Raw genomic sequence first — 26,246 nt, forward strand, 5'->3', positions numbered from 1 at the left:
AATAATGAAAGACGGTTAAGATGTAAACGGTGGGAGTGAAGTGGGAGTGTGGCGAAATGTTTCTGCAAACTTCCCTCTCCCGTGGGAGAGGGTCAGGGTGCGGGCAGCCATGCCGGGTGGCGGCGTTGCCTTACCCGGCCTACCCGTCAGGGTAACTTACTGGCTAAACGGTGACGCTGCCGGCACACGCGCCTGAGACACCGCCAGCCCCAGCTGCCACACCGCCATCGCATAGTGCGTGCTGTGGTTGTAGCGGGTAATGGTGTAGAAGTTCGGCAGCCCGAACCAGTACTGATAACCGGTTCCGACATCCAGGCGCAGCAGGCTCACCTGGTCAACATTGCCCAGCGGCTGCGACGGCGTTAAGCCTGCCGCTGCCAGCTGCGCCACGCTGTATTTGGTTTTAAATCCGTTTTCCAGACCAAACGCCTCGCCGTTCGCCTGCACCGCCACCTGGCCGCCCGGCGTCCAGCCATGCGCTTTGAAGTAGTTGGCCACGCTGCCAATGGCATCTTCGGGATCCCACAGGTTGATGTGACCATCCCCGTTAAAATCTACCGCGTACTGCTTATAGGAGGACGGCATAAACTGGCCGTAGCCCATTGCCCCGGCGAACGACCCTTTCAGATCGAGCGGATCGTCCTGTTCGTCTCGCGCCATCAGCAGGAAGGTTTCCAGCTCGGAAGAGAAATACTCGGCGCGGCGCGGGTAGTTGAAGGAGAGCGTCGCCAGCGCATCAAGGATGCGGGTTTTACCCATAATGCGTCCCCAGCGGGTCTCGACCCCAATAATACCGACGATGATCTCCGGCGGCACGCCATAGACCTGCCACGCACGGTTCAGGGCGTCTTCATACTGATTCCAGAACACCACGCCATTCTGCACGTTGTCCGGGGTAATAAACTGTTTGCGATAGCGCAGCCACGCGCCGTTTGGCCCGGTCGGCACCTGGGCTGTCGGCGCCTGCCTGTCCATCAGGCGCAGCACGTAGTCCAGACGCTTCGCCTGAGACAAAATGGCATGCAGCTGCTGGCGGTCAAAACCGTGCTTGCTCACCATTTTATCGATGAACTGTTCGGCCGCAGGGTTATTCGCGAAGTCGCCGCCCATCTGCATCATATTGTGCTGCGGCTCCAGCAGGAATCCTCCGGAAGGCGCGCCCGCCGTTGGCTGAGCGGCTTCGGTCTTGGGTTTGCTACTACAGGCGGACAGGAGAATAAGCGCAGGCAACAGCGCTGCATAACGACGCTTGAACATGTGGCATCCATTTAACGAGTTCGGTAAGAACCCAGTATGGTAAAGCATCCCCAACTCCTCAAGGAAGCGGTACACACCTCCCCGACGCAAATCCGCGCTTTTTTCCACCAAAAATTATTCACCTCACCAATAAACTTTCAAAATAATACATTTTTCTTTCATTGTGAGATCTGATTAACACTTTAAAACCTTTCAAAGTGATTATTATTAGCCGCAGATAGACAAAAACAAACGCCCTACAGGAGAGAAGAATGATAGAAACCATCACCCACGGCGCCGAGTGGTTCATCGGGCTGTTTCAGAAAGGCGGCGAGGTATTCACCGGCATGGTGACCGGGATCCTGCCCCTGCTGATCAGCCTGCTGGTGATCATGAACGCCCTGATTAACTTTATCGGCCAGCAGCGTATTGAACGCTTCGCCCAGCGCTGTGCCGGCAATCCGCTGTCCCGCTACCTGATCCTGCCCTTCATCGGCACCTTTGTGTTCTGCAACCCGATGACCTTAAGCCTCGGCCGCTTTATGCCAGAGAAGTACAAGCCGAGTTATTACGCCGCCGCCTCCTACAGCTGCCATTCAATGAACGGCCTGTTCCCGCACATTAACCCCGGCGAGCTGTTTGTTTACCTCGGGATTGCCAGCGGTCTCACTACGCTGGGACTGCCGCTCGGCCCGCTGGCGGTGAGCTATCTGCTGGTCGGCCTGGTGACCAACTTCTTCCGCGGCTGGGTAACGGACCTCACTACCGCCATTTTTGAGAAAAAAATGGGCATTCAGCTTGATGAGAAAGTCCAGCTTTCGGGAGCCACAGTATGAACCGGATCCGCATAGATAAAGGCACGGGCGGCTGGGGCGGCCCGCTGGAGTTCGACGCCACCGAAGGCAAAAAGATCGTCTACATCACCGCGGGCACGCGCCCGGCGATCGTCGACAGGCTGCGCGAGCTGACCGGCTGGGAAGCGTTCGACGGCTTCAAGGAAGGCGAGCCGCCGGAAGCGGAAATCGGCGTGGCGGTAATCGACTGCGGCGGCACCCTGCGCTGCGGCATCTACCCGAAGCGCCGCATTCCGACGGTGAATATTCACTCCACGGGCAAATCAGGCCCGCTGGCGCAGTACATCCTTGAGGACATTTATGTCTCGGGCGTGAAGGAGGACAACATCACGCTGGTGAATGGCACACCCGCGCCGCAAAAAGCATCCCCGCGCGACTACGACACCAGCAAAAAAATCACCGAGCAGAGCGACGGCCTGCTGGCGAAGGTCGGGATGGGGATGGGGTCCGCCGTGGCGGTGCTGTTTCAGTCCGGGCGCGACACCATCGACACGGTGCTGAAAACCATTCTGCCGTTTATGGCGTTCGTCTCGGCGCTGATCGGCATCATCATGGCCTCCGGCCTCGGCGACTGGATTGCCCACGGCCTCGCCCCGCTCGCCAGCCACCCGCTCGGCCTGGTGACGCTGGCGCTGATCTGCTCCTTCCCGCTGCTGTCGCCGTTCCTCGGCCCGGGCGCGGTGATTGCCCAGGTCATCGGCGTGCTGATTGGCGTGCAGATTGGTCTGGGGAACATCCCTCCGCATCTCGCCCTGCCCGCCCTGTTTGCCATTAACGCTCAGGCGGCGTGCGACTTCATCCCCGTCGGGCTGTCGCTGGCGGAAGCGCGCCAGGAGACCGTGCGCGTGGGCGTCCCCTCCGTGCTGGTGAGCCGCTTCCTGACGGGCGCGCCAACGGTGCTAATTGCCTGGTTTGTCTCCGGCTTTATTTATCAATAAGAGGTTCCTGCCATGACCGTGATTTACCAGACCACCATTACCCGCATCGGCCAGAGCGCAGCCGATGCGCTGAGCGACCAGATGCTGATCACCTTCCGCGAAGGGGCCCCGGCAGATATCGAAGAGTTTTGCTTCATCCACTGCCACGGCGAGTTAAACGGCGAGCTGAAGGCCGGTGGCCAGCTGGAACTGGGCAAGGCGCGCTATGCCGTAACCGCCGTCGGTGACGTCGCCGAGCAAAACCTGCGCGAGCTGGGGCACATCACCTTGCGTTTCGACGGCCAGCCGCGGGCGGAGTATCCCGGCACGGTTCACGTTGAGGGGCCGGTTCCGCAGGCTGTCACCCCAGGCTGCACGTTAAAATTTATTTCGTAATAAAGGAGAGACACATGAGTCAGGTTGCCGTTGTCATTGGTGGGGGACAAACCTTAGGCGAGTTCCTCTGCCATGGGCTTGCCGCAGAGGGCTACCGCGTGGCGGTCGTGGATATTCAGAGTGAGAAAGCCGCCCGCGTAGCGGACGCCATCAACATCGAATTTGGCGAAGGGATGGCGTATGGATTTGGCGCCGACGCCACCAGCGAGCAGAGCGTGATGGCGCTGGCCCGCGGCGTGGATGAGATTTTTGGTCGCACCGATCTGCTGGTCTACAGCGCGGGGATTGCGAAAGCGGCCTTTATCAGCGATTTCGAACTGGGGGATTTTGACCGCTCGTTGCAGGTGAATCTGGTGGGCTATTTCCTCTGCGCCCGCGAATTTTCCCGTCTGATGATCCGCGACGGTATTCAGGGTCGCATCATTCAGATCAACTCAAAATCGGGGAAAGTGGGCAGCAAGCACAACTCCGGCTACAGCGCGGCGAAGTTTGGCGGCGTCGGGCTGACGCAGTCTCTGGCGCTGGATCTGGCCGAATACGGCATAACCGTTCACGCGCTGATGCTGGGTAACCTGCTGAAATCCCCGATGTTCCAGTCCCTGCTGCCGCAGTATGCCGCCAAACTTGGCATCAAAGCGGAGGACGTCGAACAGTACTACATCGACAAAGTGCCGCTGAAGCGCGGGTGCGATTATCAGGACGTGCTGAACATGCTGCTGTTTTACGCCAGCCCGAAAGCCTCGTACTGCACCGGGCAGTCGATTAACGTCACCGGTGGGCAGGTGATGTTCTGAGTTCATTCCCCGGTGGCGCTGCGCTTACCGGGGCTACAATCCCCGTAGGCCGGGTAAGGCGCAGCCGCCACCCGGCAGTTAAGGAGCCGATATGGTCACCGCACTCATCACCGTCGCCGCCCTCGCCTGGCTTTGCCAGATGGCGTTTGGCGGCTGGCAAATCCATCAGTTTAACCGCGCCTTTGGTGCCCTGTGCCAGAAAGGCCGCGTGGGCGTCGGGCGTTCCGGCGGCCGCTTTAAACCGCGGGTTGTCGTCGCTGTTGCGCTGGATGAAAACAATATGGTTTGCGATTCCCTCATCATGCGCGGCGTAACGGTGTTTGCCCGTCCGACCAAAATCCAGGCGATCGACGGCATTTCGCTGCATGAATTACAACCTGATGTGATCTTCCCCCATGATTCACTCTGTCAGAATGCACTATCATTAGCGCTTAATCTGAAACATGGATAATTTCGTTGTGAAAGTTATAAACTTGCGGAATTATCATTTCGCAACGTAAGGAACGAAGCGCCTATGAAACCACGTCAGCGGCAGGCGGCCATACTTGAGCATCTGCAAAAGCAGGGAAAGTGCTCGGTAGAGGATCTGGCCCACTACTTTGACACCACCGGCACGACAATACGCAAGGACCTGGTGTTGCTCGAAAACTCCGGCGCCGTCATTCGTACCTACGGCGGCGTGGTGCTCAATAAAGACGAAGCCGACCCGCCTATCGACCACAAAACGCTGATCAATACCCACCAGAAAGCGCTGATTGCCGAAGCCGCCGTCAAATTTATCCAGGACGGCGATTCCATTATCCTCGACGCAGGCAGTACCGTCCTACAGATGATCCCGCTGCTCAGCCGCTTTAATAACATCACCGTGATGACCAACAGCCTGCACATCGTCAATGCCCTGTCAGAGTTCGACAGCGAGCAGACCATCCTGATGCCCGGCGGCACCTTCCGTAAAAAATCCGCGTCGTTTCACGGGCAGCTGGCGGAGAATGCCTTCGACCACTTCAGCTTCGATAAGCTGTTTATGGGCACGGACGGCATCGACCTCAACGCGGGCGTGACCACCTTCAACGAGGTGTTCAGCGTCAGCAAAGCGATGTGCAACGCCGCGCGGGAAGTGATTTTGATGGCGGACTCGTCGAAGTTTGGCCGTAAAAGCCCCAACATTGTCTGTAGCCTTGAAAGCGTCGATAAGCTGATTACCGACGCAGGTATCGATCCGGCATTTAAAAAAGCGCTGGAAGCGAAGGGCATCGACGTGATCGTAACCGGAGAGAAAAATGAGTGATTTTCTGTTAAACGCAGGCCGTCAGACCCTGCTGCTGGAGCTACAGGAAGCCAGCCGCCTGCCGGAACGTCTGGGTGAGGATTTTGTTCGTGCAGCCAACACCATTATCCACTGCGAGGGCAAAGTGATCGTGGCGGGTATCGGTAAATCCGGTCATATCGGCAAGAAGATTGCCGCGACGCTTGCCAGCACCGGCACCCCGGCGTTCTTCGTGCATCCTGCCGAAGCGCTGCACGGCGATCTGGGGATGATCGAAAGCCGCGACGTGATGCTGTTTATCTCCTACTCCGGTTCAGCCAAAGAGCTGGATCTCATCATCCCTCGCCTGCAAGAAAAATCGGTGGCCCTGTTAGCGATGACCGGCAAATCCCGTTCGCCGCTGGCGCTGGCCGCGAAAGCAACCCTGGATATTTCCGTTGAGCGCGAAGCCTGCCCGATGCACCTGGCACCGACCTCCAGCACCGTCAACACGCTGATGATGGGCGACGCCCTGGCGATGGCGGTGATGCAGGCGCGCGGTTTTAATGAGGAAGATTTCGCCCGCTCCCATCCTGCGGGCGCGCTTGGGGCTCGTCTGCTCAACAAGGTTCACCACCTGATGCGCACGGACGATGCCATTCCTCAGGTCAAACTCGACACCAGCGTGATGGACGCCATGCTGGAGCTGAGCCGCACCGGGCTGGGGCTGGTTGCGGTATGCGACAATGACCGCCAGGTGAAGGGCGTCTTCACCGACGGCGACCTGCGCCGCTGGCTGGTGGGCGGCGGCAAGCTGGAGGCGCGGGTATCCGAAGCAATGACCCAGGGCGGGCTGACGCTGAATGCCGACAGCCGCGCGATTGAAGCCAAAGAGGTGCTGATGAAGCGCAAAATCACCGCCGCGCCGGTGGTGGACGAGCACGGCAGGCTGTGCGGCGCGATCAACCTGCAAGACTTCTACCAGGCGGGGATTATTTAACCCTTCAGCCCCAGACGTTTCGCCAGCCTGTGAAGGTTGGCGACGTCCATCTCCAGCGCCCGCGCGCACGCCGCCCAGCTGCGGTTATTCTGCTCCAGCGCGCGGGCGATCATCTGACGCTGGAACGCATCCGTCGCCTCGCGCAGGTTTTCGTTCACGCTCTCAGGTATCACCGGCTTCACGGGCGGCATCGTTTCCTCATGCAGCGCGAAATGGCGCGCATGAATAACCACTTCATCCCCCGAACGCGTTGCCCGCGCCAGCACCACCGCGCGGTGGATCGCATGTTCCAGCTCACGCACGTTACCCGGCCAGCCGTAGCTCAGCAGGTGCGTCCTCGCGCCGGGACTTAGCACCACGCGGGAAAGCCCCATTTTGAGCCGACACTGTTCGCAGAAAAAGCCCGCCAGCAGAACCACATCCTCGCCCCGCTCGCGCAGCGGCGGCACCGTGAGCGGGAACACGCTCAGACGGTGGAACAGATCGGCGCGGAAATTCCCCGCCAGCACCTCTTCGCGCAGATCGCGGTTCGTCGCCGCCAGCACGCGCACATCCACGCGTAAGCTGCGATCGTCTCCCACGCGTTGAATATCGCCATACTGCAACACCCGCAGCAGTTTGGCCTGGAGCGAAAGGGAGAGTTCGCCAATTTCATCGAGGAACAGCGTGCCGTTATCAGCCATTTCGAACTTGCCGCTGCGGTTGCTGATCGCCCCGGTAAAGGCCCCTTTGACGTGTCCGAACAGCTCGCTTTCCGCCACGCTTTCCGGCAACGCCGCGCAGTTGAGATAGACCAGCGGATTCACCGCACGGGGCGAGGCTTCGTGGATCGCTTTTGCCACCAGCTCTTTACCGGTGCCGGTCTCCCCGAAGATCAGCACGTTCAAATCAGACGCGGCGACAATCTCAATCTCTTTTTTGAGCTGCGCCATGCCCGGCGAAAGGCCGATCATTTCGGTGTGCGCCACCTGCTCAAACACCGTCGGGCTACCCGGAAGAATATTCTGGCTCTCCAGCTGTTCTATCAGCAGGGCGTTGTTCAGCGCCCCGGCCGCCAGCGCGGCAATCAGCCGTAGCTCTTCGTCGCTGAAGGTATCGAACTGATCAGGCGACATGCCGTCGAGGGTTAACGCGCCAATCAGGTTCTGCCCGGCAAACAGAGGCAGGCCGATACAGGCGTGCACCTTCAGGCTCTCCTGTCCGGGGATCAGGCCGTCGTAAGGATCGGGCAGATCGCTGTCTGCCGGGAAACGCACCACGTCACCCGCGCGGGCGATGGTTTCCAGACGCGGGTGGCCCTCCAGGGTAAAGCGCCGCCCGAGTACGTCCTTCGCCAGACCGTCGATAGCCAGCGGAATAAACTGCCGCCCTTCGTAACGCAGCAGCGCCGACGCATCGCAATCCAGCACGTGGCGCAACGTGGAGATCAGCCGCTGAAAGCGGTCCTGATGACCAATACCGGTTTGCAGTTCTATGGCGATCTTCGCCAGCACATCTACGGAAAAGCTCATCTCTGCCTCACTGTCATTTTGACAATACATAGTGTCATATTGACAATTTTTAAGATAGTCAAAATGACTACCCACTAAGGAGCATCGAAACGAAAACACATAATTTTCAACAGGTTAAAAAGTTGGCACGCAACTTGATATATGACAGTCATCTTATTTGAAAACGCCGTATTAAGTTGAGGTTGCTATGTCTATTCTGGTTAAAAATAACATTCATTGGGTGGGTCAACGTGACTGGGAAGTACGTGATTTTCACGGGACGGAATACAAAACGCTGCGCGGCAGCAGCTACAACAGCTATCTCATTCGTGAAGGGAAAAACGTCCTGATCGATACCGTCGATCACAAATTCAGCCGCGAGTTCGTGCAGAACCTGCGCAGCGAAATCGATCTGAATGAGATCGACTACATTATCATCAACCACGCGGAAGAGGATCATGCCGGGGCGCTGACCGAACTGATGTCCCACATTCCGGATACCCCGATCTACTGCACCACCAACGCCATTGACTCCATCAACGGCCACCACCACCATCCGGAGTGGAACTTCCACACCGTGAAAACCGGCGACACGCTGGATATCGGCAATGGCAAACAGCTGATCTTCGTGGAAACCCCAATGCTGCACTGGCCGGACAGCATGATGACCTACATGACCGGTGACGCGGTGCTGTTCAGTAACGACGCCTTCGGCCAGCACTACTGTGACGAACGTCTGTTCAACGACGAAGTGGATCAGACCGAGCTGTTCGAACAGTGCCAGCGCTACTACGCCAACATCCTGACCCCGTTCAGCCGTCTGGTCACGCCAAAAATCACCGAGATCCTCGGCTTCAACCTGCCGGTGGATATGATTGCCACCTCCCACGGCGTGGTATGGCGTGAAAATCCAACCCAGATTGTCGAACTGTACCTGAAGTGGGCGGCGGACTATCAGGAAGATCGCATCACCATCTTCTACGACACCATGTCCAACAACACCCGCATGATGGCGGACGCCATTGCCCAGGGCATCAACGAAGTTGACCCGAACGTGGCGGTGAAAATCTTCAACGTGGCGCGCAGCGATAAGAATGAGGTATTGACCAACGTCTTCCGCTCCAAAGGCGTGCTGGTGGGTACCTCCACCATGAATAACGTGATGATGCCGAAAATTGCCGGACTGGTAGAAGAGATGACCGGCCTGCGCTTTCGTAACAAACGCGCCAGCGCCTTTGGTTCACACGGCTGGAGCGGCGGCGCGGTAGACCGTCTCTCCACCCGTTTACAGGATGCCGGTTTTGAGATGTCCCTGAGCCTGAAGGCGAAATGGCGTCCGGATCTCGACGCGCTGGAAATCTGTCGTCAGCACGGTCGCGACATTGCCCGCCAGTGGGCGCTTGCGCCGCTGCCGGAAACCGCACCCGCCGCGGCGGTTACGCCGGAAGCTGTAGCAGAAGCCGCTCCTGCCGCTGCCGACCTCGGCCCTTGCATGCAGTGCAGCGTCTGCCAGTGGATTTACGATCCTGAGCTGGGCGAGCCGTTGCAGGATGTCGCGCCGGGTACGCCGTGGAGCGAGGTGCCGGACAACTTCCTCTGCCCGGAATGTTCCCTCGGGAAAGACGTCTTTGATGAACTGGCAACGGAGGCAAAATGAGCCACGGCATCGTCATTATCGGCTCGGGCTTTGCCGCCCGCCAGCTGGTGAAAAATATCCGCAAACAGGATGCTAACGTGCCGTTGACGGTGATCGCCGCCGACAGCATGGATGAGTACAACAAGCCTGATTTAAGCCACGTCATTAGCCAGAATCAGCGCGCCGACGATCTCACCCGCCAGACGGCGGGGGAGTTCGCAGAACAGTTTAACCTGCGTCTGTTTCCGTACACCTGGGTCACCGATATCGACGCCGACGCCCACGTGGTGAACGCGAAAGATAAAACCTGGCAGTACGACAAACTGGTGCTGGCGACGGGGGCATCGGCGTTTGTGCCGCCGGTTGAGGGCCGCGAGCTGATGGTCACGCTCAACAGCCAGCAGGAGTATCAGGCCAGCGAGACCCTGTTACGCGACGCCACGCGGGTGATGATTGTCGGCGGCGGACTGATTGGCACCGAGCTGGCGATGGACTTCTGCCGGGCGGGAAAATCCGTCACCCTGGTTGACCACGCGGCCAGCATTCTGTCAGCGCTGATGCCGGCAGAAGTAAGCAGTCGCTTACAGCATCGTCTGACCGACATGGGCGTACATCTGCTGCTGAAATCGCAGTTACAGAGCCTGAGCAAAACCGAAACCGGCATTTGTGCGACGCTCGACCGCAACCGCAGCGTGGAAGTGGATGTGGTTATTGCGGCGACGGGGTTGCGCCCGGAAACCGCGCTGGCGCACCGCGCGGGCGCAGAGATCAATCGCGGCGTGAAGGTGGACAGCTACCTGCAAACCACCCGGCCGGACATTTATGCCCTGGGCGACTGTGCGGAAATTAACGGCCAGGTGCTGCCGTTCCTGCAACCGATTCAGTTAAGCGCCATGTTCCTGGCGAAAAACCTGCTCGGCGGCAACGCCCCGGTGAAATTACCCGCCATGCTGGTGAAGGTAAAAACGCCGGAACTACCGCTGCATCTCGCAGGTGAAACGCAGCGTCAGGATCTGGACTGGGAGATTGTCCTTTCGCCTCAGGGCATGGTGGCGCGCGGCACCGATACCGACGGTCAGATGCGCGCCTTTGTCGTCAGCGAAGACAGAATGAAGGAGGCCTTCGCGCTGCTGAAATCGCTACCAGCTTAACCCTCGTCATGCCGGGTGGCGCTCCGCTTACCCGGCCTACAGTACTGCCACGCTTACTTAACCTTTGGATTTTATTGTCCACCGCCCCGATGTCCCGGGGCTTTTTTTTATCGCTACACTTTCAGCGTCAGGGGCGCACCACCAGCGCGTCATAACCGCGCCAGCGATAGTTCGCCATCGAGATCAGCCAGCAGGCGACAAACAGCCCGACCACCACAAATCCGGCGTCGCCCAGGTTATCGTTCACCGCGCCAATCAGATCCCACACGCCGCCGCTGAGGGAGAACTTGTCCATCAGCAGACCCAGCGCTTCCAGGCCGCCAATAAACAGCGCCACCACCACCGAAGTCCCGGTGATGGTCATGTTGTAGTACAGCTTGCGCTGCGGCTTGTTAAACGCCCAGCCGTAGGCACCCACCATCAGCAGGTTATCGAGCGTATCGACCAGCGCCATGCCGCTGGCGAAGAGCGCCGGGAAGATCATGATCGACCACACCGACATCCCGCTGGAGGCGCTGGCGGCGGAGATCCCCAGCACGCCGATTTCGGTGGCGGTGTCGAACCCCAGGCCGAACAGGAAACCGACCAGGTACATCTGCCAGCTTTTATTGACGAGGCTGAAGGTTTTGCCGAACAGCCAGTTCATGACGCCACCCTGTGCAGGCAGCGTGATGTCGCCCTGCACCGGCCTGCCGTGTTTCAGCGCCTGAAAACTGCGCCAGACGCCGCGCAGGATCACCATATTCACCAGCGCCATCGCCAGCAGGAAGGTGGCGGAGACGGCGGTGCCAATCAGGCTGCCGGTTTCATGGAACCATGCCATATTCTTCTGAAATGCCGTGGCGGTCGCGGCGATGGCAATGGAGGCCAGCACCACGATGGTGGAGTGTCCGAGTGAAAACCATGCGCCCACGCCGGACGGGCGCTTACCCTGCTGCATCATCTTACGCGTCACGGTATCAATCGCGGCGATATGGTCGGCATCCACCGCATGACGCAGTCCGTAACACCAGGCCAGCAGGCTGGCCGCCATCAGCGCCGTACTGCCGCTAAAGGTGTGCCACGCCAGCCCCCAGGCCAGCAGGTTAGCCATCCCGAGAGCCAGCAGCAGGCACGCTGCACGAGGTTCATTGCGTAAAAGTCGTAACATTTTAAATCCCTTGTGAACATGATCGGGCGGCAGCAACCACCGCCTGCCCGAAGGAGATCGCTCCGTCGCCTGCGGGCAGGCGCGAAGGAAAAAGAAGCGTGAAATCAGAAAGGTAGTGACGAAGGCGCGCGCGCAGCAGGCGGTTGTGAAGGACGCCGCCGCTGAAGCACACCGTAGAGAGCGACCGTCGGCGGGCATGCGTTGCCGCCAGTTCGCTCAGCCCTTTTGCCAGCGCATCGTGAAAAGCCCAGGCACGCTCGCCGGGTTCCGCCCGCCAGGTAAGCCACTGTTGCCAGAACAGCGCAAGGTTATCCGTCTGGAGCGTCACCGGATGATCAACCCCTGCGCAGCGTTCGGCCAGCGCCTCCAGCCGGCACGCGGCTTCGCCCTCATAGCGTTGCGTTTCAATGCCCAGCGCACAGGCCACGGCGTCGAACAGACGACCACAGGAGGAGGCCCGCGGCGCATTGATACCGCGCGACACAGCCGTTGCCAGCAGCGGCCAGTTTTGACGCTGTACCACCTCTGTTTCCGGGTACTGCTGCCAGTCAGGTACGAACGCCAGACAGTGGGCGAGCAAATTGCGCCACGGCTGTTTTGCCGCCAGATCGCCCCCCGGCAGCGCAACGGCTGGCAGACCGCCCAGCCGTTCGCAGTCGCGATAGTTCACCCGCAGGCACTCGCCGCCCCACAGCGCGCCGTTCTCGCCCATGCCGATCCCGTCCAGCGTCAGGGCAATAACATCCCCGCCGTCGAGCGGCCAGCCATTCTCCGCCAGACACGCTGCCGCATGCGCATGATGATGCAGCACGGTCTCAACGGGCAGCGCCTGCGTCCGGGCCCACTGTCGGGCGTGATATCCCGGATGGGCATCGCACACCACGCGCTCAGGCTGAAAGGCGTAGATGTCCTGCATCGTCGAGAGCGCACTGCGCCACTGCGCCTCTACCCCCTCGTCGCTCAGATCGCCAAAATGCTGGCTCAGTACCGCCTGGTTGCCACGCACCAGGCAGAAGGTGTTTTTCATCTCCGCGCCGGTGCATAACATGGGCGGGATGTCGCGGAATCCGGCGGGCAATGTGATGGCATCCGGCACAAAACCGCGTGCGCGACGCAGCATCGTGCCCTCCTGGTCCATCACTGAATCATCCATCCGTTGCAGGATGTCGCGGTTGTGCAGCAGGAAGCCGTCAGCGATGTCACTGAGTTCTTCCAGCGCCTGCTGGTTGCTTATGGCGGGTGGATGGCCGCTGAGGTTGCCGGAGGTCATCACCAGCGGGCGCTGGCAGTCCAGCATCAGCAAATGCTGGAGCGGGTTCGCAGGCAGCATCACGCCGACCGTATCCAGCCCCGGCGCAATCTCCTCAGGAAACGCAGGAAGGCAGGCTTTTGGCGTCAGCACAATCGGCGCAGCGGGTGAACGTAACAGCGTCTGGATGGCCTCCGGCAGATCGTCCGCATGCGGGATCATCACCGCCAGCGGCCTGGTCGGGCGCTGCTTGCGTGCCCGTAATTTCCGAACCGCCTGCGGGTTAAGCGCGTCGCAGACCAGGTGAAAACCGCCCAGCCCTTTGACCGCCACAATCCCGCCGCCTTCCAGCATCGCCACCGCCGCGCTTAACGCCGATTCGCGGGTGGCAGCAGCCTCCCCGGCTCGCCACTCCAGCTGCGGTCCGCAATCCGGGCAGGCCACCGGCTGGGCGTGAAAACGCCGGTCAGCCGGGTTGCGGTACTCCGTTTCACAGGGCACACAGAGAGGGAATGGCGCCATTGACGTGGCCGGGCGGTCATAGGGCATGGCGCGGATAATGGTAAACCGCGGCCCGCAGTGGGTGCAGTTGATAAACGGGTAGCGGTAGCGACGTTCGCGGGGATCGCGCATCTCCACCAGGCATGCGGGACAGGTGGCGGCATCCGGGACGATTTGCGTGTCCATCGCCCCGCTCTCGCTGTGGCGGATGACAAACTCATCCGGCAGCGTCGTCCAGCTGAACGGCTGCGTTTCAATGCGATCGATGCGCGCCAGCGGTGGGCAGTCCTGGCGCAGTCTCGCGGTAAAGTCACCCCCACTGCCCGCGAGACGCACCAGGACACCCTCTCCGTCGTTGCAGACGTCGCCTGCCAGCCCCAGCTGGTGCGCAAGCTGCCAGACGAAGGGACGAAATCCTACCCCCTGCACCTTGCCGCGCACCCGAAGCTGTACGCCGTTAACGCGCATCGCAATTTAAAACAGCAGCGATGATGAGGTGTCGAACGCCGCGCGGCGGCGTTTTTCGGCACTCATCTGTTCGAGCTTGTCGCGATCGACGCAGACCAGCGCATGCGTCGGACAGGCTTCCATACACGCCGGACCGGCATCGCGGTGGTAGCAGAGGTCACATTTATTGGCTTCGGCTTTCTCCGCGCGTACGCTCAGCCCGATACCGCTGTTGCGCACCACCGGGCGAACCACCACCTCCATCGCGCCATACGGACACGCCACCACACAGGTTTTGCACCCGATGCAGCGCTCCTGCATCACATGCACGAAGCCTTTCTCGCGCTTAATCGCCCCGTTCGGACAGACGTTGGCGCACGGCGCGTCTTCGCACTGGCGACAGATAGCGGCGGTAGAAATATTCACGCCTTTAATGACGTGGATGCGCGGCAGGAAGGTATCAGGGGTGAGAGAGGCGCAATCCTGCTCTGCCTGATGGGACACCACGCACGCCACTTCACAGGTACGGCAACCAATGCATTTGCTGGCATCGGCCATAATAAAACGGTTCATCTGCTTCTCCGGCATTACTGTTATGCGCGAAGCTATTCATAAACCGTGCCAATATTTAATGCATTGATTTTATAGGGAAATTTAAAAGAGAAGGATCTGTCATCGTCATTAGTGACGATGACAGATGTCGACGTCAGCGATGCGGGCCGTCAATGACGGAGTCGCGCAGGATAAGCTCGCCGGAGAAGGTTTGCTGAGGCTTAAACTCACCGCCGTCGAGCATGAAAATCATACGGCTGATGGTCTCCTGAATCATCTCCGTTACTGGAATACGCACGCTGGAGAGGGACGGCACGATATAGGGCGCGATTGCCACATCGTCAAAGCCGATGACGGACACTGCGCCCGGCGTGGCGACGCCGCTCTCGTGCAGCTGCCTGATGGCGCCAATCGCCATGTCGTCGTTACTCGCCACCAGCGCGGTAAACGTTTCGCCGCGGGTGAGCAACTGAGAGACCGCCGCCGCGCCGCTGGCCGGGTTCCACTTCCCTTCGGCGATCAGCGCGTCGCGAACTGCAATCCCGTGCTGCGCCAGCGCGTCCTTGTAGCCGGAAAGACGCTCCACCCCGGTGGGGGAATCCAGCGAACCGGTGATAAACGCAATCTCCCGGTGGCCTTTCGCAATCAGCTGCGATACTGCGTCCTGACACGACGCTTTATGATCGGACCAGACGCTGTGACTGCTGTTTTTCCGCAAACGGCGGTTGAGCACCATGATCGGCTGCTCGCATTTCTCAATGATCTCGTCCAGCGCTTCCACGCTCAGAAAACGCGGATAGATGATTACCGCGTCGCAGCGCATGTCGAGCAGGTACTGGATCGCCTCGCGCTCCTCTTCGGCGCTGTGCTTGCCGTCCGCCAGGATCAGCTGACGCCCCTTCTCTTCCGTCATCCGCGCGGCGTTAAACAGCAGCTCGCTAAAGTAGACCCCATGGTACAGGGTGTTCGTCACCACCAGCCCCAGAGTCTGGGTGCGTTTGGTCGCCAGGTTTCGCGCCAGCAGATTGGGGCGATACCCGCTCTCTTCGATGGCCTGAAACACGCGGTCTTTCGTCTCCTGGCTGACGTAACCGTTCCCCGACAGTACCCGGGAGACCGTCGCTTTTGATACGCCTGCCCGCTTCGCCACTTCCAGCATCGTGGTCATATTATTATTCCGTCTGAACCTGATGGGCGCAGTGTACTGCACCGCAGAAAAATTGTCGCAGCGGCGTTATCACGCTTTTTACGGCCACGAGTGATCGTCATCACGAAACGAAAAAATGCATAAAAAGTAGTCTTGTTTCATTAGAAGAAACTCATGATGATTATGTGAAACCGGTTTCCTACATTTCACACAACGATAACAGGATCACATCCGATGGCAAAAAATTACGCTGCGCTGGCAAACGACGTTGTCAGCGCGCTGGGCGGTAAAGAGAACATCGTCGCCGTCACCCACTGCATGACACGACTGCGCTTCGTCCTGAAAGACGAAAGTCTCACCGACGCCGCACGCCTGAAAAGCATCAGCGGCGTGCTCGGCGTGGTGCGCAACGACAACCAGTGTCAGGTGATCATCGGCAACACCGTGTCCCAGGCATACCGTGAAGTGGTGAGCCTGCTGCCCGCTAACCTGCAACCTGCCGTAGCGGAAGGTCCACAGAAGCTCACGCTGCGCCGCATTGGCGCCGGGATCCTTGATGCGCTGATCGGCACCATGTCTCCGCTGATCCCGGCGATCATCGGCGGGTCGATGGTCAAGCTGCTGGCGATGATCCTTGAGATGACCGGCGTGCTGGGCAAAGGCGACCCGACGCTGACGATCCTGACCGTTATCGGCGATGGCGCGTTCTTCTTCCTGCCGCTGATGGTGGCGGCGTCCGCGGCGGTGAAGTTCAAAACCAACATGTCGCTGGCAATCGCCATCGCGGGCGTTCTGGTTCACCCGAGCTTTATCGAGCTGATGGCGAAAGCCGCGCAGGGCGAGCACGTTGAGTTCGCCTTCATTCCGGTGACGGCGGTGAAATACACCTACACGGTGATCCCCGCCCTGGTGATGACCTGGTGCCTGTCATACATCGAACGCTGGGTGGATCGCATTACCCCGGCGGTGACCAAAAACTTCCTCAAGCCGATGCTGATCGTGCTGATTGCCGCCCCGCTCGCCATCGTACTGATTGGCCCGCTCGGGATCTGGATCGGCAGCGCCATCTCCGCGCTGGTCTACACCATTCACGGCTATCTGGGCTGGCTCTCCGTTGCCATTATGGGCGCGCTGTGGCCGCTGCTGGTGATGACCGGGATGCACCGCGTGTTTACGCCGACCATCATCCAGACCATTGCCGAAACGGGCAAAGAAGGGATGGTGATGCCGTCGGAAATCGGCGCCAACCTGTCGCTCGGCGGTTCGTCGCTGGCGGTGGCGTGGAAAACCAAAAACCCGGAGCTGCGCCAGACGGCGCTGGCCGCGGCGGCCTCCGCCATCATGGCGGGGATCTCTGAACCGGCCCTGTACGGCGTAGCGGTACGCCTGAAGCGTCCGCTGATTGCGAGCCTGATCAGCGGCTTTATCTGCGGCGCGGTGGCGGGCATGGCCGGTCTTGCCAGCCACTCGATGGCGGCGCCGGGGCTGTTCACCAGCGTGCAGTTCTTCGACCCGGCCAACCCGATGACCATCGTCTGGGTGTTTGGCGTGATGGGTCTGGCGGTAGTGCTGTCGTTTGTGCTAACCCTGCTGTTAGGGTTTGAGGATATCCCGGTAGAAGACGAAGCCGAAAAAGCACGCGCCCTGCAAACCGCACCGGTACAGAACAAAGCAGCAGAAGCATAAACTGAAAGCGAGGTAAGAATGTCTGTTTTTCCACAAGGATTTTTATGGGGCGGCGCGCTTGCCGCCAACCAGAGTGAAGGGGCTTACCGTGAAGGCGGCAAAGGACTGACGACGGTCGACATGATCCCCCACGGCGCAAACCGTCTGGCGGTAAAAGTCGGCAAGGAAAAACGGTTTTCGTTGCGGGACGACGAATTCTACCCGAGCCACGAGGCGATTGATTTTTACCATCGCTACAAAGAAGACATCGCCCTGATGGCGGAGATGGGCTTTACGGTGTTCCGCACCTCGATTGCCTGGAGCCGCCTCTACCCGAACGGCGACGAACCGCTGCCGAATCAGGAAGGCATTGCCTTCTACCGCGCGGTGTTCGAGGAGTGTAAAAAGTACAACATCGAGCCGCTGGTGACGCTCTGCCACTTCGACGTGCCGATGCACCTGGTGACGGAGTACGGCTCCTGGCGCAACCGTAAGATGGTGGATTTCTTCGCCCGCTACGCCCGCACCTGCTTCGAGGCGTTTAACGGGCTGGTGAAATACTGGCTGACCTTCAACGAAATCAACATCATGCTGCACAGCCCGTTCTCCGGCGCGGGGCTGGTATTTGAAGAAGGTGAAAACGAAGATCAGGTGAAATACCAGGCCGCGCACCACGAGCTGGTGGCGAGCGCGCTGGCGACCAAAATCGCCCACGAGGTGAACCCGGAAAACCACGTCGGCTGCATGCTGGCGGGCGGCAATTTCTACCCGTACTCCTGCAAGCCGGAAGACGTGTGGATGGCGCTGGAGAAAGACCGCGAGAACCTGTTCTTTATCGACGTGCAGGCGCGCGGCAGCTATCCGGCTTACTCTGCCCGCGTGTTCCGCGAGAAAGGCGTGGTGATTGTGAAAGACCCGGGCGACGATGAACTGCTGAAAAACACCGTCGACTTTGTCTCGTTCAGCTATTACGCCTCGCGCTGCGCGTCGGCGGACATGAACGCGGGAAACACCAGCGCGGCGAACATCGTGAAGTCCCTGCGCAACCCGCACATTCAGGTGAGCGAATGGGGCTGGGGCATTGACCCGCTCGGCCTGCGCATCACCATGAACATGATGTACGACCGCTACCAGAAGCCGCTGTTCCTGGTGGAAAACGGCCTTGGAGCGAAGGACGTCATTGATGAAAACGGCGAGATCAACGACGACTACCGAATCAGCTACCTGCGCGAGCATATTCGCGCGATGGCTGATGCGATTGAGGACGGCGTACCGCTGCTGGGCTACACCACCTGGGGCTGCATTGACCTTGTCTCGGCCTCAACGGGGGAAATGAGCAAGCGCTACGGGTTTGTGTACGTCGAACGGGACGACGCCGGGAACGGCACGCTGGACCGCAAGCGCAAGAAATCATTCTGGTGGTATAAGAAGGTGATTGCGAGTAACGGGGGGGATCTGGAGTAGCCTGTTGCCCTCACCCCAGCCCTCTCCCACAGGGAGAGGGGGATGGGTTTGGTAGGCCGGGTAAGGCGAAGCCGCCACCCGGCACTGCTCAGAGCTGAGAAAATCCCCCATCCCCAACCCACCCGGCAAGCCGTGAATAGACCACGTCCACCGCCTCTTTCACCGGCGGCGTCATCGGGTAATAGAACCCGACAATGTCCGGCTGAATCCCCAGAAACAGCACCTCACCCACGTCGTCTTTAATCTGATCGACCAGGTAGTTCAGCGGCATATTGTGCGTCGTCATCATAAACATTTCGGCGATGTCGTCCGGGTCAATCAGGCGGATCTCACCGGGGTTGAGCCCCATATCGGTGGCATCAACGATTAACAGCCTGTCCGGGCGCAGCTCGCGAATGGCCACCACGTCGTTTTCCGGCGCGCTGCCGCCGTCAATCACCACCCAACTGCCCGGCGGGTTTGCGGCGCACAGTTCCGCCAGCAGCGGACCCGCGCCGTCGTCGCCCATCATGCTGTTGCCGACACACAGTAAAACGTCAGTCACGTAATCTCCTCACCATCAGGTAGATGGCGCTCTCCTGATGAATATCGTGCAGCATGCTAAGCAGCGTTTTGCTCCACGCCTGCTGTTCGGGGGTTTGCCTGCTCAGCGCCTCGTCAAAGGCGTTGGCGAGCATCGCAATGTGGTTGGCGTCGATCACGATCTCGCCGTACTTCGGCACGCCTTCCATTTTGCGCCGCGCCGTGCTGCCCTCCTCCAGCGTGGCGATCCACGCCAGGTAATCGGCCCACGGGCAGCTCAGCGCCGCCTCCAGGCAGTCGATCACCCCGAGGTGATGCCCAATCGCCAGGCTGTAATAGACCACCTGCTGCGCCGCAGCCGGCGTGGCATCGTTCTCATCAATAAACTTACGGCTCAGCTGGCTGAACACCACCGTTTCACTCATCGGATACGCGCCTCATCGACGATGCTGTTCAGGTTCGCCACGATCTCATTGAGACGCGGATCGTTTTCCGCCTCCAGCCAGCGCGCCACCTGATGGTCGCCCTGGCTCAGCAGGCGCAGATAATCGTCGGCAATCTGGCGTCCGTAGCGATAGCCCGCCAGTTTCCGCGCCTTGCGGTCAACCTTCACCCGCAGCGGCTGCACCATGTCCGGGTGCAGAATGGCGGCAGGCTGGTTGTCCAGCTCGCCCGGCTCGCGGGCGTGGATTTTTTGCTCCAGCAGGCCGAGCGCCATGGCAAAACCGTACAGCGTGGCGGCGGGCGTCGGCGGGCAGCCCGGAATGTAGACGTCCACCGGCACGATTTTGTCGGTGCCGCCCCAGACGCAGTACAGGTCGTGGAAGATGCCGCCGCTGTTGCCGCAGGCACCGTACGAGATGCAGATTTTCGGGTCCGGCGCGGACTGCCAGGCGCGCAGCGCGGGGGATCGCATGGCGCGGGTGACGGCCCCGGTAAACAGCAGAATGTCCGCATGGCGCGGAGACGGCACCACTTTGATGCCGAAGCGCTCGGCGTCAAACAGCGGTGACAGCGTGGCGAAGATCTCAATCTCGCAGCCGTTGCAGCCGCCGCAGTCCACGCGGTAGACGTAGGCCGAGCGTTTGATTTTTTTCAGCAGCGACGCCTTCATGCTGGCGATGGATTCGTCCACCGTCATCGGCACAGGAATGCCGTTAGCATCGCGCGGGCCCAGTAGGTTTTCCATCAGCTGGCCTCTCTCATATGGCGGGTGATATCAATACGGTCGGACGGCAGCAGGCACTTCTGACGCTTGCACTCCGGGCAGGTTTCGAAGTTTTCGCGGTGATGCTCCGCGCGGACGTCGCCGTTGTGCTTCAGCAGCGCGATGGCGTAGTCGATCTCTTTTTGCACGGCGAACGGACGCTTGCAGACGCGGCAGTTGCACAGCGCAAAGCGCGACTGCTGGAGGAAGTCCTCTTTTTTCCACACCGCCAGCTCGTACTCCTGAGACAGGCGAATGGCCACCGTCGGGCAGACCTCCTCGCAGCGGCCGCAGAAGATGCAGCGCCCGAGGTTAAACTGCCAGGCCAGCTCGCCGGTTTTCAGGTCCGTTTCCACCGTTAAGGCATTCGACGGGCAGGCGTTGACGCAGGCCGCGCAGCCGATGCACTGCTGCGGATTGTGCTCCGGCTTGCCGCGAAAGTTTTTATCCACCGGCATCGGCTCCAGCGGATAGCTGCTGGTCTGCGTGCCGGTTTTGATCACTTTTTTGATAAAGGTAAACATGGCGAGTCCTTATTTCAGCGGCGAGTTTTTACGCTCAATGCTGTAGCGCTCAAGCTCTTTGTACGGCACCACCTGGCTTTTCTTCTTGCGCACGTCCACGACGGTCATGCGGTCGGTGCAGGAGTAGCACGGGTCGAGGCTGCCGATGATCAGCGGCGCATCGGAAACCGTGTTGCCGCGCAGCATGTAGCGCAGGGTTGGCCAGTTGGCGTAGGTGGCCGCGCGGCAGCGCCAGCGGTAGAGCTTCTGGTTGTCGCCGGTCATGCTCCAGTGGATGTCGTCCCCGCGCGGCGCTTCGGCAAAGCCGAGGGCAAAGCGGTTTGGAATGTAGGTGAAGCCTTCCACCATCAGCGGGCCGCCCGGCAGATTATCGAGGCCGTAGTCGATCATGTTCAGCGCGGTGAATACCTCGTTGATGCGCACCTTCAGGCGGGAGATGACGTCGCAGCCCTGCTCGCTGTGCACGGTCATCGGCAGCAGGCCGTAGCCGACAAACGGGTGATCGGCGCGGGTATCGCGGGCGTGGCCGCTGGCGCGCACCATCGGGCCGACGTTGCTGAAGTCGCGGGCGATTTCCGGGTCAAGACGACCAATCCCGACGGTGCGCTGCTCAATGTTTGGCGTGCTGAGCAGCATGTCCACCAGCTCCTGCACGTCCCGCCGCATCTGCTGCGCCAGCTGGCGGGTCTGGATCATGTCGTCTTTCAGCAGGTCGCGGCGGATCCCGCCGATCAGGTTCAGGCCGTAGGTTTTACGCGCCCCGGTAAGGATCTCCGCCATCTTCATCGACGCCTCGCGCACGCGGAAGAACTGCATAAACCCGGAGTCAAAGCCGACGAAGTGGCAGGCCAGGCCGAGGTTGAGCAGGTGCGAGTGCAGGCGCTCCACCTCCAGCAGAATGGCGCGGATCATCTGCGCGCGTTCCGGCACCACGATCCCCATGCCGTTTTCCACAGAGGTGGTGTAGGCGGTGCTGTGGGCAAAGCCGCAGATGCCGCACACGCGGTCAGAGAGGAATGTGACTTCGTTGTAGCCCATGCGGGTCTCCGCCAGCTTCTCCATGCCGCGGTGGACGTAGAACAGGCGGTAGTCGGCGTCGATAATGTTCTCGCCGTCGACGAACAGGCGGAAGTGGCCCGGTTCGTCGGAGGTAACGTGCAGCGGGCCAATCGGCACCACGTTATTCTTCTTGCTGCCCAGCTCGTTGATGAAGTCGTAGGTTTCGCTGTCGGTGGTCGGGGCCGGGCGCTGGCGGTAGTCCATGCTGTCCTTGCGCAGCGGATAGAGTTCATCCGGCCAGTCGTCCGGCAGCACCAGGCGACGCTCGTCAGGCAGGCCAACCGGCACCAGACCATACATGTCGCGCACTTCGCGCTCGCCCCAGACGGCGGCAGGCACGCGCGGCGTGACGGAGGGGTATTCCGGTTTAGCCGGATCGACCTCTACGCGCACGGTGAGCCAGCACTTCTCCCCCTGCTCCATCGACATCACGTAGTACACCGCATAGTTGCCACACAGCTGACGCTCGTCGTTGCCGAACAGCACTGACAGCCAGCCGCCCTGCTGGTAATAGAGAAACTCCACCACTTCCGGCAGATAGTTCACCTTAATGGTGACGGTGATCTGGTCTTTGGTTTGCCAGGACTCCTCCAGCACCACGCCCGGGAAAGCCTGATGCAACGCGGCGAGATACTGCTGACCTTTCTTTTCTTCAGACATAAACACTCTCTTTAATCACGCCACCAGCAAGGAGACGAACGCTAAAAATGCAAAACCAAAACCGGCCCAGGTGATGCGTGACGTTTCGACAAAACGCAGGCGCGCCATGCTGTTTTCAAACAGGGCAATCACCAGCACGCCGATAAGCAGCTTGAGCGCAGCCACCACCACGGCCAGCAGCAGGCCGCCCGCAGAGAAGTGCGTCATCTGCCCCCACGGGAAGAAAACGCCGACGAACATCTGCAACACCACCAGCTGCTTGAGGCTGATGCCCCACTTCAGCACCGCAAAGCCGTAGCCGCTGTATTCGGTGAGCGGCCCCTCCTGTAATTCCTGCTCCGCTTCCGCGAGATCGAACGGCAGCTTGCCCATCTCGATAAAGGTGGCGAACGCGCAGGCGCAGAGCGCCAGCACCAGCGGGAGAGAACGTGAAACCGGCCAGTGGTAAACGGTGTCGGTGATAAAACTGATATGGGTCGAGCCTGCAACCTGTGCGGCAACCCACAGCCCCAGCAGCAGAATTGGCTCAACCAGCACGCCGAGCATCGCTTCGCGGCTGGCGCCGATACCCGTAAACGGGCTGCCGGTATCCAGACCCGCAATCGCAAAGAAGAAACGCGCGATGGCGAAGAGGTAGATCAGCGTAATCAGATCGCCCAGCACCGGCAGCGGCGAGCCCACCGTCACTACCGGCAGCGCGGTGGCGATGGTCAGCATCACGCCCACCATCACAAACGGCGTCAGGCGGAACACCCAGCCTGCGGCGTCCGGCGCGACGCTCTGACGGGAAAGCAGTTTGAAGAGATCGCGGTACTCCTGGAGCACGCCAGGTCCGCGACGGTTGTGCAGCCGGGCGCGCGCCACGCGCGTGATGCCCGACAGCAGCGGCGCGGCGGCGAACAGCACCAGCGCCTGAAGAATTGCCAGTAACAGACTCATGTCAGGCTCCTCGTGAAATGACAATCACCACCAGCACCGCCAGCTCGAGCAGCGCCAGGCGGCGGAACAGCACGGGCACAGCGGCACCCTGCCAGCCCGGCACCCAGCCCACCGGGTTCAGCCAGTGGCGCAGCTTCAGCACGGCGGCGAAGTTCTCCTTCACCGGCATAGCGAAACCGTGGGCGGTGATGACCATCGACTGCTCATGTTCGTAGCCGCAGGCCCACGCCGCGCCGCGCGAGCGGGAGGCGAGACGGTCGCGTCTGAAGAACAGCATCAGCACGAACGGCAGGAGCGGCGCGGCAATCAGCAGCAGCGCCATCATCGGCTGGGAAACGACGGTATGCGCCGTGACCAGCGGCAGCGGAATGGCGTGGCCCAGCAGCGGCAGCAACCACGGCGCGGCGACGCCGCCCGCGATGCAGCACACCGCCAGTGCGACCACGCTTACGCCCATCAGTAGCGGTGCGCAGCAGGCGTTCTCAGCCTCACGCGTACGCGGTGCGCCCAGGAAGGTGACGCCGTAAACCTTCGCCATACACATCACCGCCAGCGCGCCGGTGATCGCCAGGCCCACCGCCAGCAGCGGGCCGAGTAAACGCCCGATAAACGCCTCGCTCTGGCCGAGGGCGAAGAAGGACTGATAAATCACCCACTCGCCGGCAAAGCCGTTCAGCGGCGGCAGCGCAGCCATCGCCATCAGCCCGACCAGCATCGCCAGCGAAATGACGGGCATTTTTTTGCCAATCCCGCCGAGCTTTTCAATATCGCGGTGCCCGGTGCGGAACCAGACGCTGCCCGCACCGAGGAACAGGGTGCTTTTAAACAGACTGTGGTTGATAAGGTGATACAGACCGCCAATAAACCCGGCGGCAATCAGCGCCGGCTGGTTGAGCGCCAGCCCGGTGACGCCCGCGCCCATGCCGAGCAGGATAATCCCGATGTTCTCCAGGGTGTGGTACGCCAGCAGACGCTGGATGTTGTGCTCCATCAGCGCGTACAGCCCGCCGACGAACGCGGTGATCATCCCCGCAATCAGCAGCGCCACGCCCCACCACAGCGGCGGCTGACCGCCCGACAGGGTTATCGTCAGGATGCCGAACAGACCGACCTTCATCACCACGGTGGAGAACAGCGCAGCGGCCGGGGCTGAGGCATTGGCATGCGCCTGCGGCACCCAGCCGTGCAGCGGGATAATCCCGGCCAGCAGGCCAAAACCGACTACGCCCAACAGCCAGACGTCGTTGCCCAGCGGCTGACCGTTAAGCGCGGCAAAATCCAGCGTGCCGAAACGCTGCCACACCAGCCAGCAGGCCAGCGCCAGCAGCAGCGTACCGAGACGTCCGAGCGCAAACCACAGCTTTCCGGAGGCGCTGCATCCGGTCAGGAACACGCCGCACAGGGCCATGATTTCTGCCATCACCACCAGCGCGCCGAGGTTGCTGGCGATAACGGTACAGACCGCGGCGGCCATCAACAGGTTAACCAGCAGGCCGTTGGCTTTGCTGTGCTGATGTCGGTGCCAGTCGATATTAAACAGGCTGATAAACAGTCCGCACAGGCCAAAGGTTATCAGCCAGATGGCGTTCAGCGGCGTAAGCTCAACGGCGTGGTGAATCAGCGGGATGAGGGTGTCGACGGACTGGCCGTCGATCAGGACAACCCCGCCCGCCGCCAGCGTCATCAGGCTGCCGACCGCCCCGCCGATACCGGCGATCACCCCGCTCAGCGTTTTATGGAAGGAGAGAAGCAGCGCCAGGACAGCGGCGGCGGCAAACCAGGCCACACCGCTGGTCATCATAACTATCGCGTTCATTTCGCCCCCTCGTTAAGCGCCCGCAGCAGCGAAAGATCGCCGACGTCGGTATTGATGGTCAGCTCGCGCTTGCGTTTGCTGGTGCGAGCGATGTCGCGGATGTTGACCAGGACCAGCGCCCGGGTCGGGCAGGTCCGCACGCAGGCCGGACCCTGCTCATCGAAGCTGCACAGATCGCACTTCACCGCAACGGCGCGAATGCCCGGCACCCAGTCCAGCAGCGTACTCACGCGTGCCGGAGCCGGTGGCGCAGGCGGCGCTTTCGCAGTATTAGCATTCGCCGGAATATGCAGCGGACGGCTGCCTGAAAACTCAATGGCGCCGAACGGACAGGCGATGCCGCACAGCTTGCAGCTCACGCACAGGCTTTCGTTCAGCTGTACCGCGCCGTCAACGCGGGTGATGGCATTGACAGGACAGACGCCCGCGCACGGGGCGTCTTCACAGTGGTGACAGAGCTGCGGGGCAGACTCTTTCTCATTACGCATGACGCGCAGGCGCGGCATGGACTGTAGCCCGTGCAGGCGGTGCGTTTCCGAGCACGCCGCCTCACAGGTCCGACAGCCAATACAGACCGTCGAGTCAGCAATTACAAAACGGTTCACCGGGTCATCCTCTGGTGAT

Annotated in this window: 25 protein-coding genes; 11 read left to right on the plus strand and 14 right to left on the minus strand. The window is 60.6% G+C overall.

What is annotated here, in order from left to right:
• Positions 1–156: 156 nt before the first annotated feature.
• The gene (mltB, locus tag FZF21_RS17000) at positions 157–1,257 is read right to left on the minus strand and encodes a lytic murein transglycosylase B (RefSeq protein WP_015571672.1); all 1,101 of its coding nucleotides are present in this window, start codon (positions 1,255–1,257) and stop codon (positions 157–159) included.
• Between the two features lie 251 nt (positions 1,258–1,508).
• On the opposite strand from mltB, the gene srlA reads away from it, so the two are divergent.
• The 7 genes from srlA (at position 1,509) to gutQ (ending at position 6,443) form a co-directional block, all read left to right on the plus strand.
• Entirely contained in the window at positions 1,509–2,072 is a 564-nt protein-coding gene (gene srlA / locus FZF21_RS17005) for a PTS glucitol/sorbitol transporter subunit IIC (protein WP_015571673.1), read from the plus strand.
• Positions 2,069–3,028, plus strand: coding sequence for a PTS glucitol/sorbitol transporter subunit IIB (locus FZF21_RS17010; RefSeq protein WP_149121201.1), 960 nt, complete (start codon positions 2,069–2,071; stop codon positions 3,026–3,028). The genes srlA and FZF21_RS17010 overlap by 4 nt, the downstream gene beginning before the upstream one ends.
• Positions 3,029–3,040: 12 nt before the next feature.
• A complete protein-coding gene (srlB, locus tag FZF21_RS17015; RefSeq protein WP_017692786.1) occupies positions 3,041–3,403 on the plus strand; it encodes a PTS glucitol/sorbitol transporter subunit IIA in 363 nt (120 codons plus the stop codon).
• Positions 3,404–3,417: 14 nt separating this feature from the next.
• Positions 3,418–4,197 carry a sorbitol-6-phosphate dehydrogenase gene (gene srlD, locus FZF21_RS17020; protein WP_045338371.1) on the plus strand — a complete coding sequence of 260 codons (780 nt, stop codon included), beginning with the start codon at positions 3,418–3,420 and terminating at the stop codon, positions 4,195–4,197.
• Between the two features lie 91 nt (positions 4,198–4,288).
• The gene (gene gutM / locus FZF21_RS17025; protein WP_047738419.1) at positions 4,289–4,648 is read left to right on the plus strand and encodes a transcriptional regulator GutM; all 360 of its coding nucleotides are present in this window, start codon (positions 4,289–4,291) and stop codon (positions 4,646–4,648) included.
• Positions 4,649–4,711: 63 nt separating this feature from the next.
• Complete coding sequence (locus FZF21_RS17030) at positions 4,712–5,485, plus strand: DNA-binding transcriptional repressor (protein WP_015571676.1); 774 nt, start codon at positions 4,712–4,714, stop codon at positions 5,483–5,485.
• Positions 5,478–6,443: an arabinose-5-phosphate isomerase GutQ gene (gutQ, locus tag FZF21_RS17035; RefSeq protein ID WP_015571677.1), complete on the plus strand. Its 966-nt coding sequence runs from the start codon at positions 5,478–5,480 to the stop codon at positions 6,441–6,443. The genes FZF21_RS17030 and gutQ overlap by 8 nt, the downstream gene beginning before the upstream one ends.
• Here the strand turns inward: gutQ and norR are convergent.
• Entirely contained in the window at positions 6,440–7,954 is a 1,515-nt protein-coding gene (gene norR / locus FZF21_RS17040) for a nitric oxide reductase transcriptional regulator NorR (RefSeq protein ID WP_047365796.1), read from the minus strand. The genes gutQ and norR overlap by 4 nt on opposite strands.
• A gap of 187 nt (positions 7,955–8,141) precedes the next feature.
• On the opposite strand from norR, the gene norV reads away from it, so the two are divergent.
• Both norV and norW read left to right on the plus strand, forming a co-directional pair.
• Positions 8,142–9,590: an anaerobic nitric oxide reductase flavorubredoxin gene (norV, locus tag FZF21_RS17045; RefSeq protein WP_040118028.1), complete on the plus strand. Its 1,449-nt coding sequence runs from the start codon at positions 8,142–8,144 to the stop codon at positions 9,588–9,590.
• Positions 9,587–10,720 (plus strand): NADH:flavorubredoxin reductase NorW, encoded by a 1,134-nt coding sequence (gene norW, locus FZF21_RS17050; protein WP_039269942.1) that lies wholly within the window; start codon positions 9,587–9,589, stop codon positions 10,718–10,720. The genes norV and norW overlap by 4 nt, the downstream gene beginning before the upstream one ends.
• A gap of 127 nt (positions 10,721–10,847) precedes the next feature.
• Here norW and FZF21_RS17055 read toward each other — a convergent pair whose 3' ends face one another.
• From FZF21_RS17055 to FZF21_RS17070, 4 genes are all read right to left on the minus strand, one after another.
• Positions 10,848–11,870: a HoxN/HupN/NixA family nickel/cobalt transporter gene (locus FZF21_RS17055; protein ID WP_032669326.1), complete on the minus strand. Its 1,023-nt coding sequence runs from the start codon at positions 11,868–11,870 to the stop codon at positions 10,848–10,850.
• Position 11,871: 1 nt separating this feature from the next.
• On the minus strand, positions 11,872–14,088 hold the full coding sequence (hypF, locus tag FZF21_RS17060; RefSeq protein WP_149121200.1) for a carbamoyltransferase HypF: 2,217 nt from the start codon (positions 14,086–14,088) through the stop codon (positions 11,872–11,874).
• A gap of 6 nt (positions 14,089–14,094) precedes the next feature.
• Positions 14,095–14,640 (minus strand): electron transport protein HydN, encoded by a 546-nt coding sequence (gene hydN, locus FZF21_RS17065; RefSeq protein WP_017382793.1) that lies wholly within the window; start codon positions 14,638–14,640, stop codon positions 14,095–14,097.
• Between the two features lie 133 nt (positions 14,641–14,773).
• On the minus strand, positions 14,774–15,787 hold the full coding sequence (locus FZF21_RS17070; RefSeq protein ID WP_017382794.1) for a LacI family DNA-binding transcriptional regulator: 1,014 nt from the start codon (positions 15,785–15,787) through the stop codon (positions 14,774–14,776).
• A gap of 213 nt (positions 15,788–16,000) precedes the next feature.
• On the opposite strand from FZF21_RS17070, the gene ascF reads away from it, so the two are divergent.
• Complete coding sequence (gene ascF, locus FZF21_RS17075) at positions 16,001–17,452, plus strand: PTS cellobiose/arbutin/salicin transporter subunit IIBC (protein WP_047738412.1); 1,452 nt, start codon at positions 16,001–16,003, stop codon at positions 17,450–17,452.
• A gap of 18 nt (positions 17,453–17,470) precedes the next feature.
• Complete coding sequence (locus tag FZF21_RS17080) at positions 17,471–18,895, plus strand: 6-phospho-beta-glucosidase (RefSeq protein WP_017692779.1); 1,425 nt, start codon at positions 17,471–17,473, stop codon at positions 18,893–18,895.
• A gap of 88 nt (positions 18,896–18,983) precedes the next feature.
• Here FZF21_RS17080 and hycI read toward each other — a convergent pair whose 3' ends face one another.
• The 8 genes from hycI to FZF21_RS17120 are packed head-to-tail and all read right to left on the minus strand — an operon-like array spanning position 18,984 to position 26,227.
• On the minus strand, positions 18,984–19,439 hold the full coding sequence (hycI, locus tag FZF21_RS17085) for a hydrogenase maturation peptidase HycI (RefSeq protein ID WP_023295326.1): 456 nt from the start codon (positions 19,437–19,439) through the stop codon (positions 18,984–18,986).
• Positions 19,432–19,842 carry a formate hydrogenlyase maturation HycH family protein gene (locus FZF21_RS17090; RefSeq protein WP_017382798.1) on the minus strand — a complete coding sequence of 137 codons (411 nt, stop codon included), beginning with the start codon at positions 19,840–19,842 and terminating at the stop codon, positions 19,432–19,434. The genes hycI and FZF21_RS17090 overlap by 8 nt, the downstream gene beginning before the upstream one ends.
• On the minus strand, positions 19,839–20,606 hold the full coding sequence (locus FZF21_RS17095) for an NADH-quinone oxidoreductase subunit B family protein (protein ID WP_017382799.1): 768 nt from the start codon (positions 20,604–20,606) through the stop codon (positions 19,839–19,841). Before FZF21_RS17095 ends, FZF21_RS17090 begins: the two co-directional genes overlap by 4 nt.
• On the minus strand, positions 20,606–21,148 hold the full coding sequence (locus FZF21_RS17100) for a formate hydrogenlyase complex iron-sulfur subunit (RefSeq protein WP_023295328.1): 543 nt from the start codon (positions 21,146–21,148) through the stop codon (positions 20,606–20,608). Before FZF21_RS17100 ends, FZF21_RS17095 begins: the two co-directional genes overlap by 1 nt.
• A gap of 9 nt (positions 21,149–21,157) precedes the next feature.
• Entirely contained in the window at positions 21,158–22,867 is a 1,710-nt protein-coding gene (gene hycE / locus FZF21_RS17105; RefSeq protein WP_077580019.1) for a formate hydrogenlyase subunit HycE, read from the minus strand.
• A gap of 15 nt (positions 22,868–22,882) precedes the next feature.
• Positions 22,883–23,806, minus strand: coding sequence for a respiratory chain complex I subunit 1 family protein (locus FZF21_RS17110; RefSeq protein ID WP_032625965.1), 924 nt, complete (start codon positions 23,804–23,806; stop codon positions 22,883–22,885).
• 1 nt (position 23,807) lies between these two features.
• Positions 23,808–25,622, minus strand: a complete 1,815-nt coding sequence (gene hycC, locus FZF21_RS17115) for a formate hydrogenlyase subunit 3 (protein ID WP_047738405.1) — start codon at positions 25,620–25,622, stop codon at positions 23,808–23,810.
• Positions 25,619–26,227 (minus strand): 4Fe-4S dicluster domain-containing protein, encoded by a 609-nt coding sequence (locus FZF21_RS17120; protein ID WP_017382803.1) that lies wholly within the window; start codon positions 26,225–26,227, stop codon positions 25,619–25,621. Before FZF21_RS17120 ends, hycC begins: the two co-directional genes overlap by 4 nt.
• Positions 26,228–26,246 lie beyond the last annotated feature (19 nt).

This window comes from Enterobacter sp. LU1 (genome assembly GCF_008271405.2).
Classification (GTDB): domain Bacteria; phylum Pseudomonadota; class Gammaproteobacteria; order Enterobacterales; family Enterobacteriaceae; genus Enterobacter; species Enterobacter hormaechei_C.

Coding starts and splice junctions, on each gene's coding strand:
- mltB (WP_015571672.1), bottom strand. CDS start 1,257: ATGTTCAAGCGTCGTTATGCAGCGCTGTTGCCTGCGCTTATTCTCCTG.
- srlA (WP_015571673.1), top strand. CDS start 1,509: ATGATAGAAACCATCACCCACGGCGCCGAGTGGTTCATCGGGCTGTTT.
- FZF21_RS17010 (WP_149121201.1), top strand. CDS start 2,069: ATGAACCGGATCCGCATAGATAAAGGCACGGGCGGCTGGGGCGGCCCG.
- srlB (WP_017692786.1), top strand. CDS start 3,041: ATGACCGTGATTTACCAGACCACCATTACCCGCATCGGCCAGAGCGCA.
- srlD (WP_045338371.1), top strand. CDS start 3,418: ATGAGTCAGGTTGCCGTTGTCATTGGTGGGGGACAAACCTTAGGCGAG.
- gutM (WP_047738419.1), top strand. CDS start 4,289: ATGGTCACCGCACTCATCACCGTCGCCGCCCTCGCCTGGCTTTGCCAG.
- FZF21_RS17030 (WP_015571676.1), top strand. CDS start 4,712: ATGAAACCACGTCAGCGGCAGGCGGCCATACTTGAGCATCTGCAAAAG.
- gutQ (WP_015571677.1), top strand. CDS start 5,478: ATGAGTGATTTTCTGTTAAACGCAGGCCGTCAGACCCTGCTGCTGGAG.
- norR (WP_047365796.1), bottom strand. CDS start 7,954: ATGAGCTTTTCCGTAGATGTGCTGGCGAAGATCGCCATAGAACTGCAA.
- norV (WP_040118028.1), top strand. CDS start 8,142: ATGTCTATTCTGGTTAAAAATAACATTCATTGGGTGGGTCAACGTGAC.
- norW (WP_039269942.1), top strand. CDS start 9,587: ATGAGCCACGGCATCGTCATTATCGGCTCGGGCTTTGCCGCCCGCCAG.
- FZF21_RS17055 (WP_032669326.1), bottom strand. CDS start 11,870: ATGTTACGACTTTTACGCAATGAACCTCGTGCAGCGTGCCTGCTGCTG.
- hypF (WP_149121200.1), bottom strand. CDS start 14,088: ATGCGCGTTAACGGCGTACAGCTTCGGGTGCGCGGCAAGGTGCAGGGG.
- hydN (WP_017382793.1), bottom strand. CDS start 14,640: ATGAACCGTTTTATTATGGCCGATGCCAGCAAATGCATTGGTTGCCGT.
- FZF21_RS17070 (WP_017382794.1), bottom strand. CDS start 15,787: ATGACCACGATGCTGGAAGTGGCGAAGCGGGCAGGCGTATCAAAAGCG.
- ascF (WP_047738412.1), top strand. CDS start 16,001: ATGGCAAAAAATTACGCTGCGCTGGCAAACGACGTTGTCAGCGCGCTG.
- FZF21_RS17080 (WP_017692779.1), top strand. CDS start 17,471: ATGTCTGTTTTTCCACAAGGATTTTTATGGGGCGGCGCGCTTGCCGCC.
- FZF21_RS17090 (WP_017382798.1), bottom strand. CDS start 19,842: ATGAGTGAAACGGTGGTGTTCAGCCAGCTGAGCCGTAAGTTTATTGAT.
- FZF21_RS17095 (WP_017382799.1), bottom strand. CDS start 20,606: ATGGAAAACCTACTGGGCCCGCGCGATGCTAACGGCATTCCTGTGCCG.
- FZF21_RS17100 (WP_023295328.1), bottom strand. CDS start 21,148: ATGTTTACCTTTATCAAAAAAGTGATCAAAACCGGCACGCAGACCAGC.
- hycE (WP_077580019.1), bottom strand. CDS start 22,867: ATGTCTGAAGAAAAGAAAGGTCAGCAGTATCTCGCCGCGTTGCATCAG.
- FZF21_RS17110 (WP_032625965.1), bottom strand. CDS start 23,806: ATGAGTCTGTTACTGGCAATTCTTCAGGCGCTGGTGCTGTTCGCCGCC.
- hycC (WP_047738405.1), bottom strand. CDS start 25,622: ATGAACGCGATAGTTATGATGACCAGCGGTGTGGCCTGGTTTGCCGCC.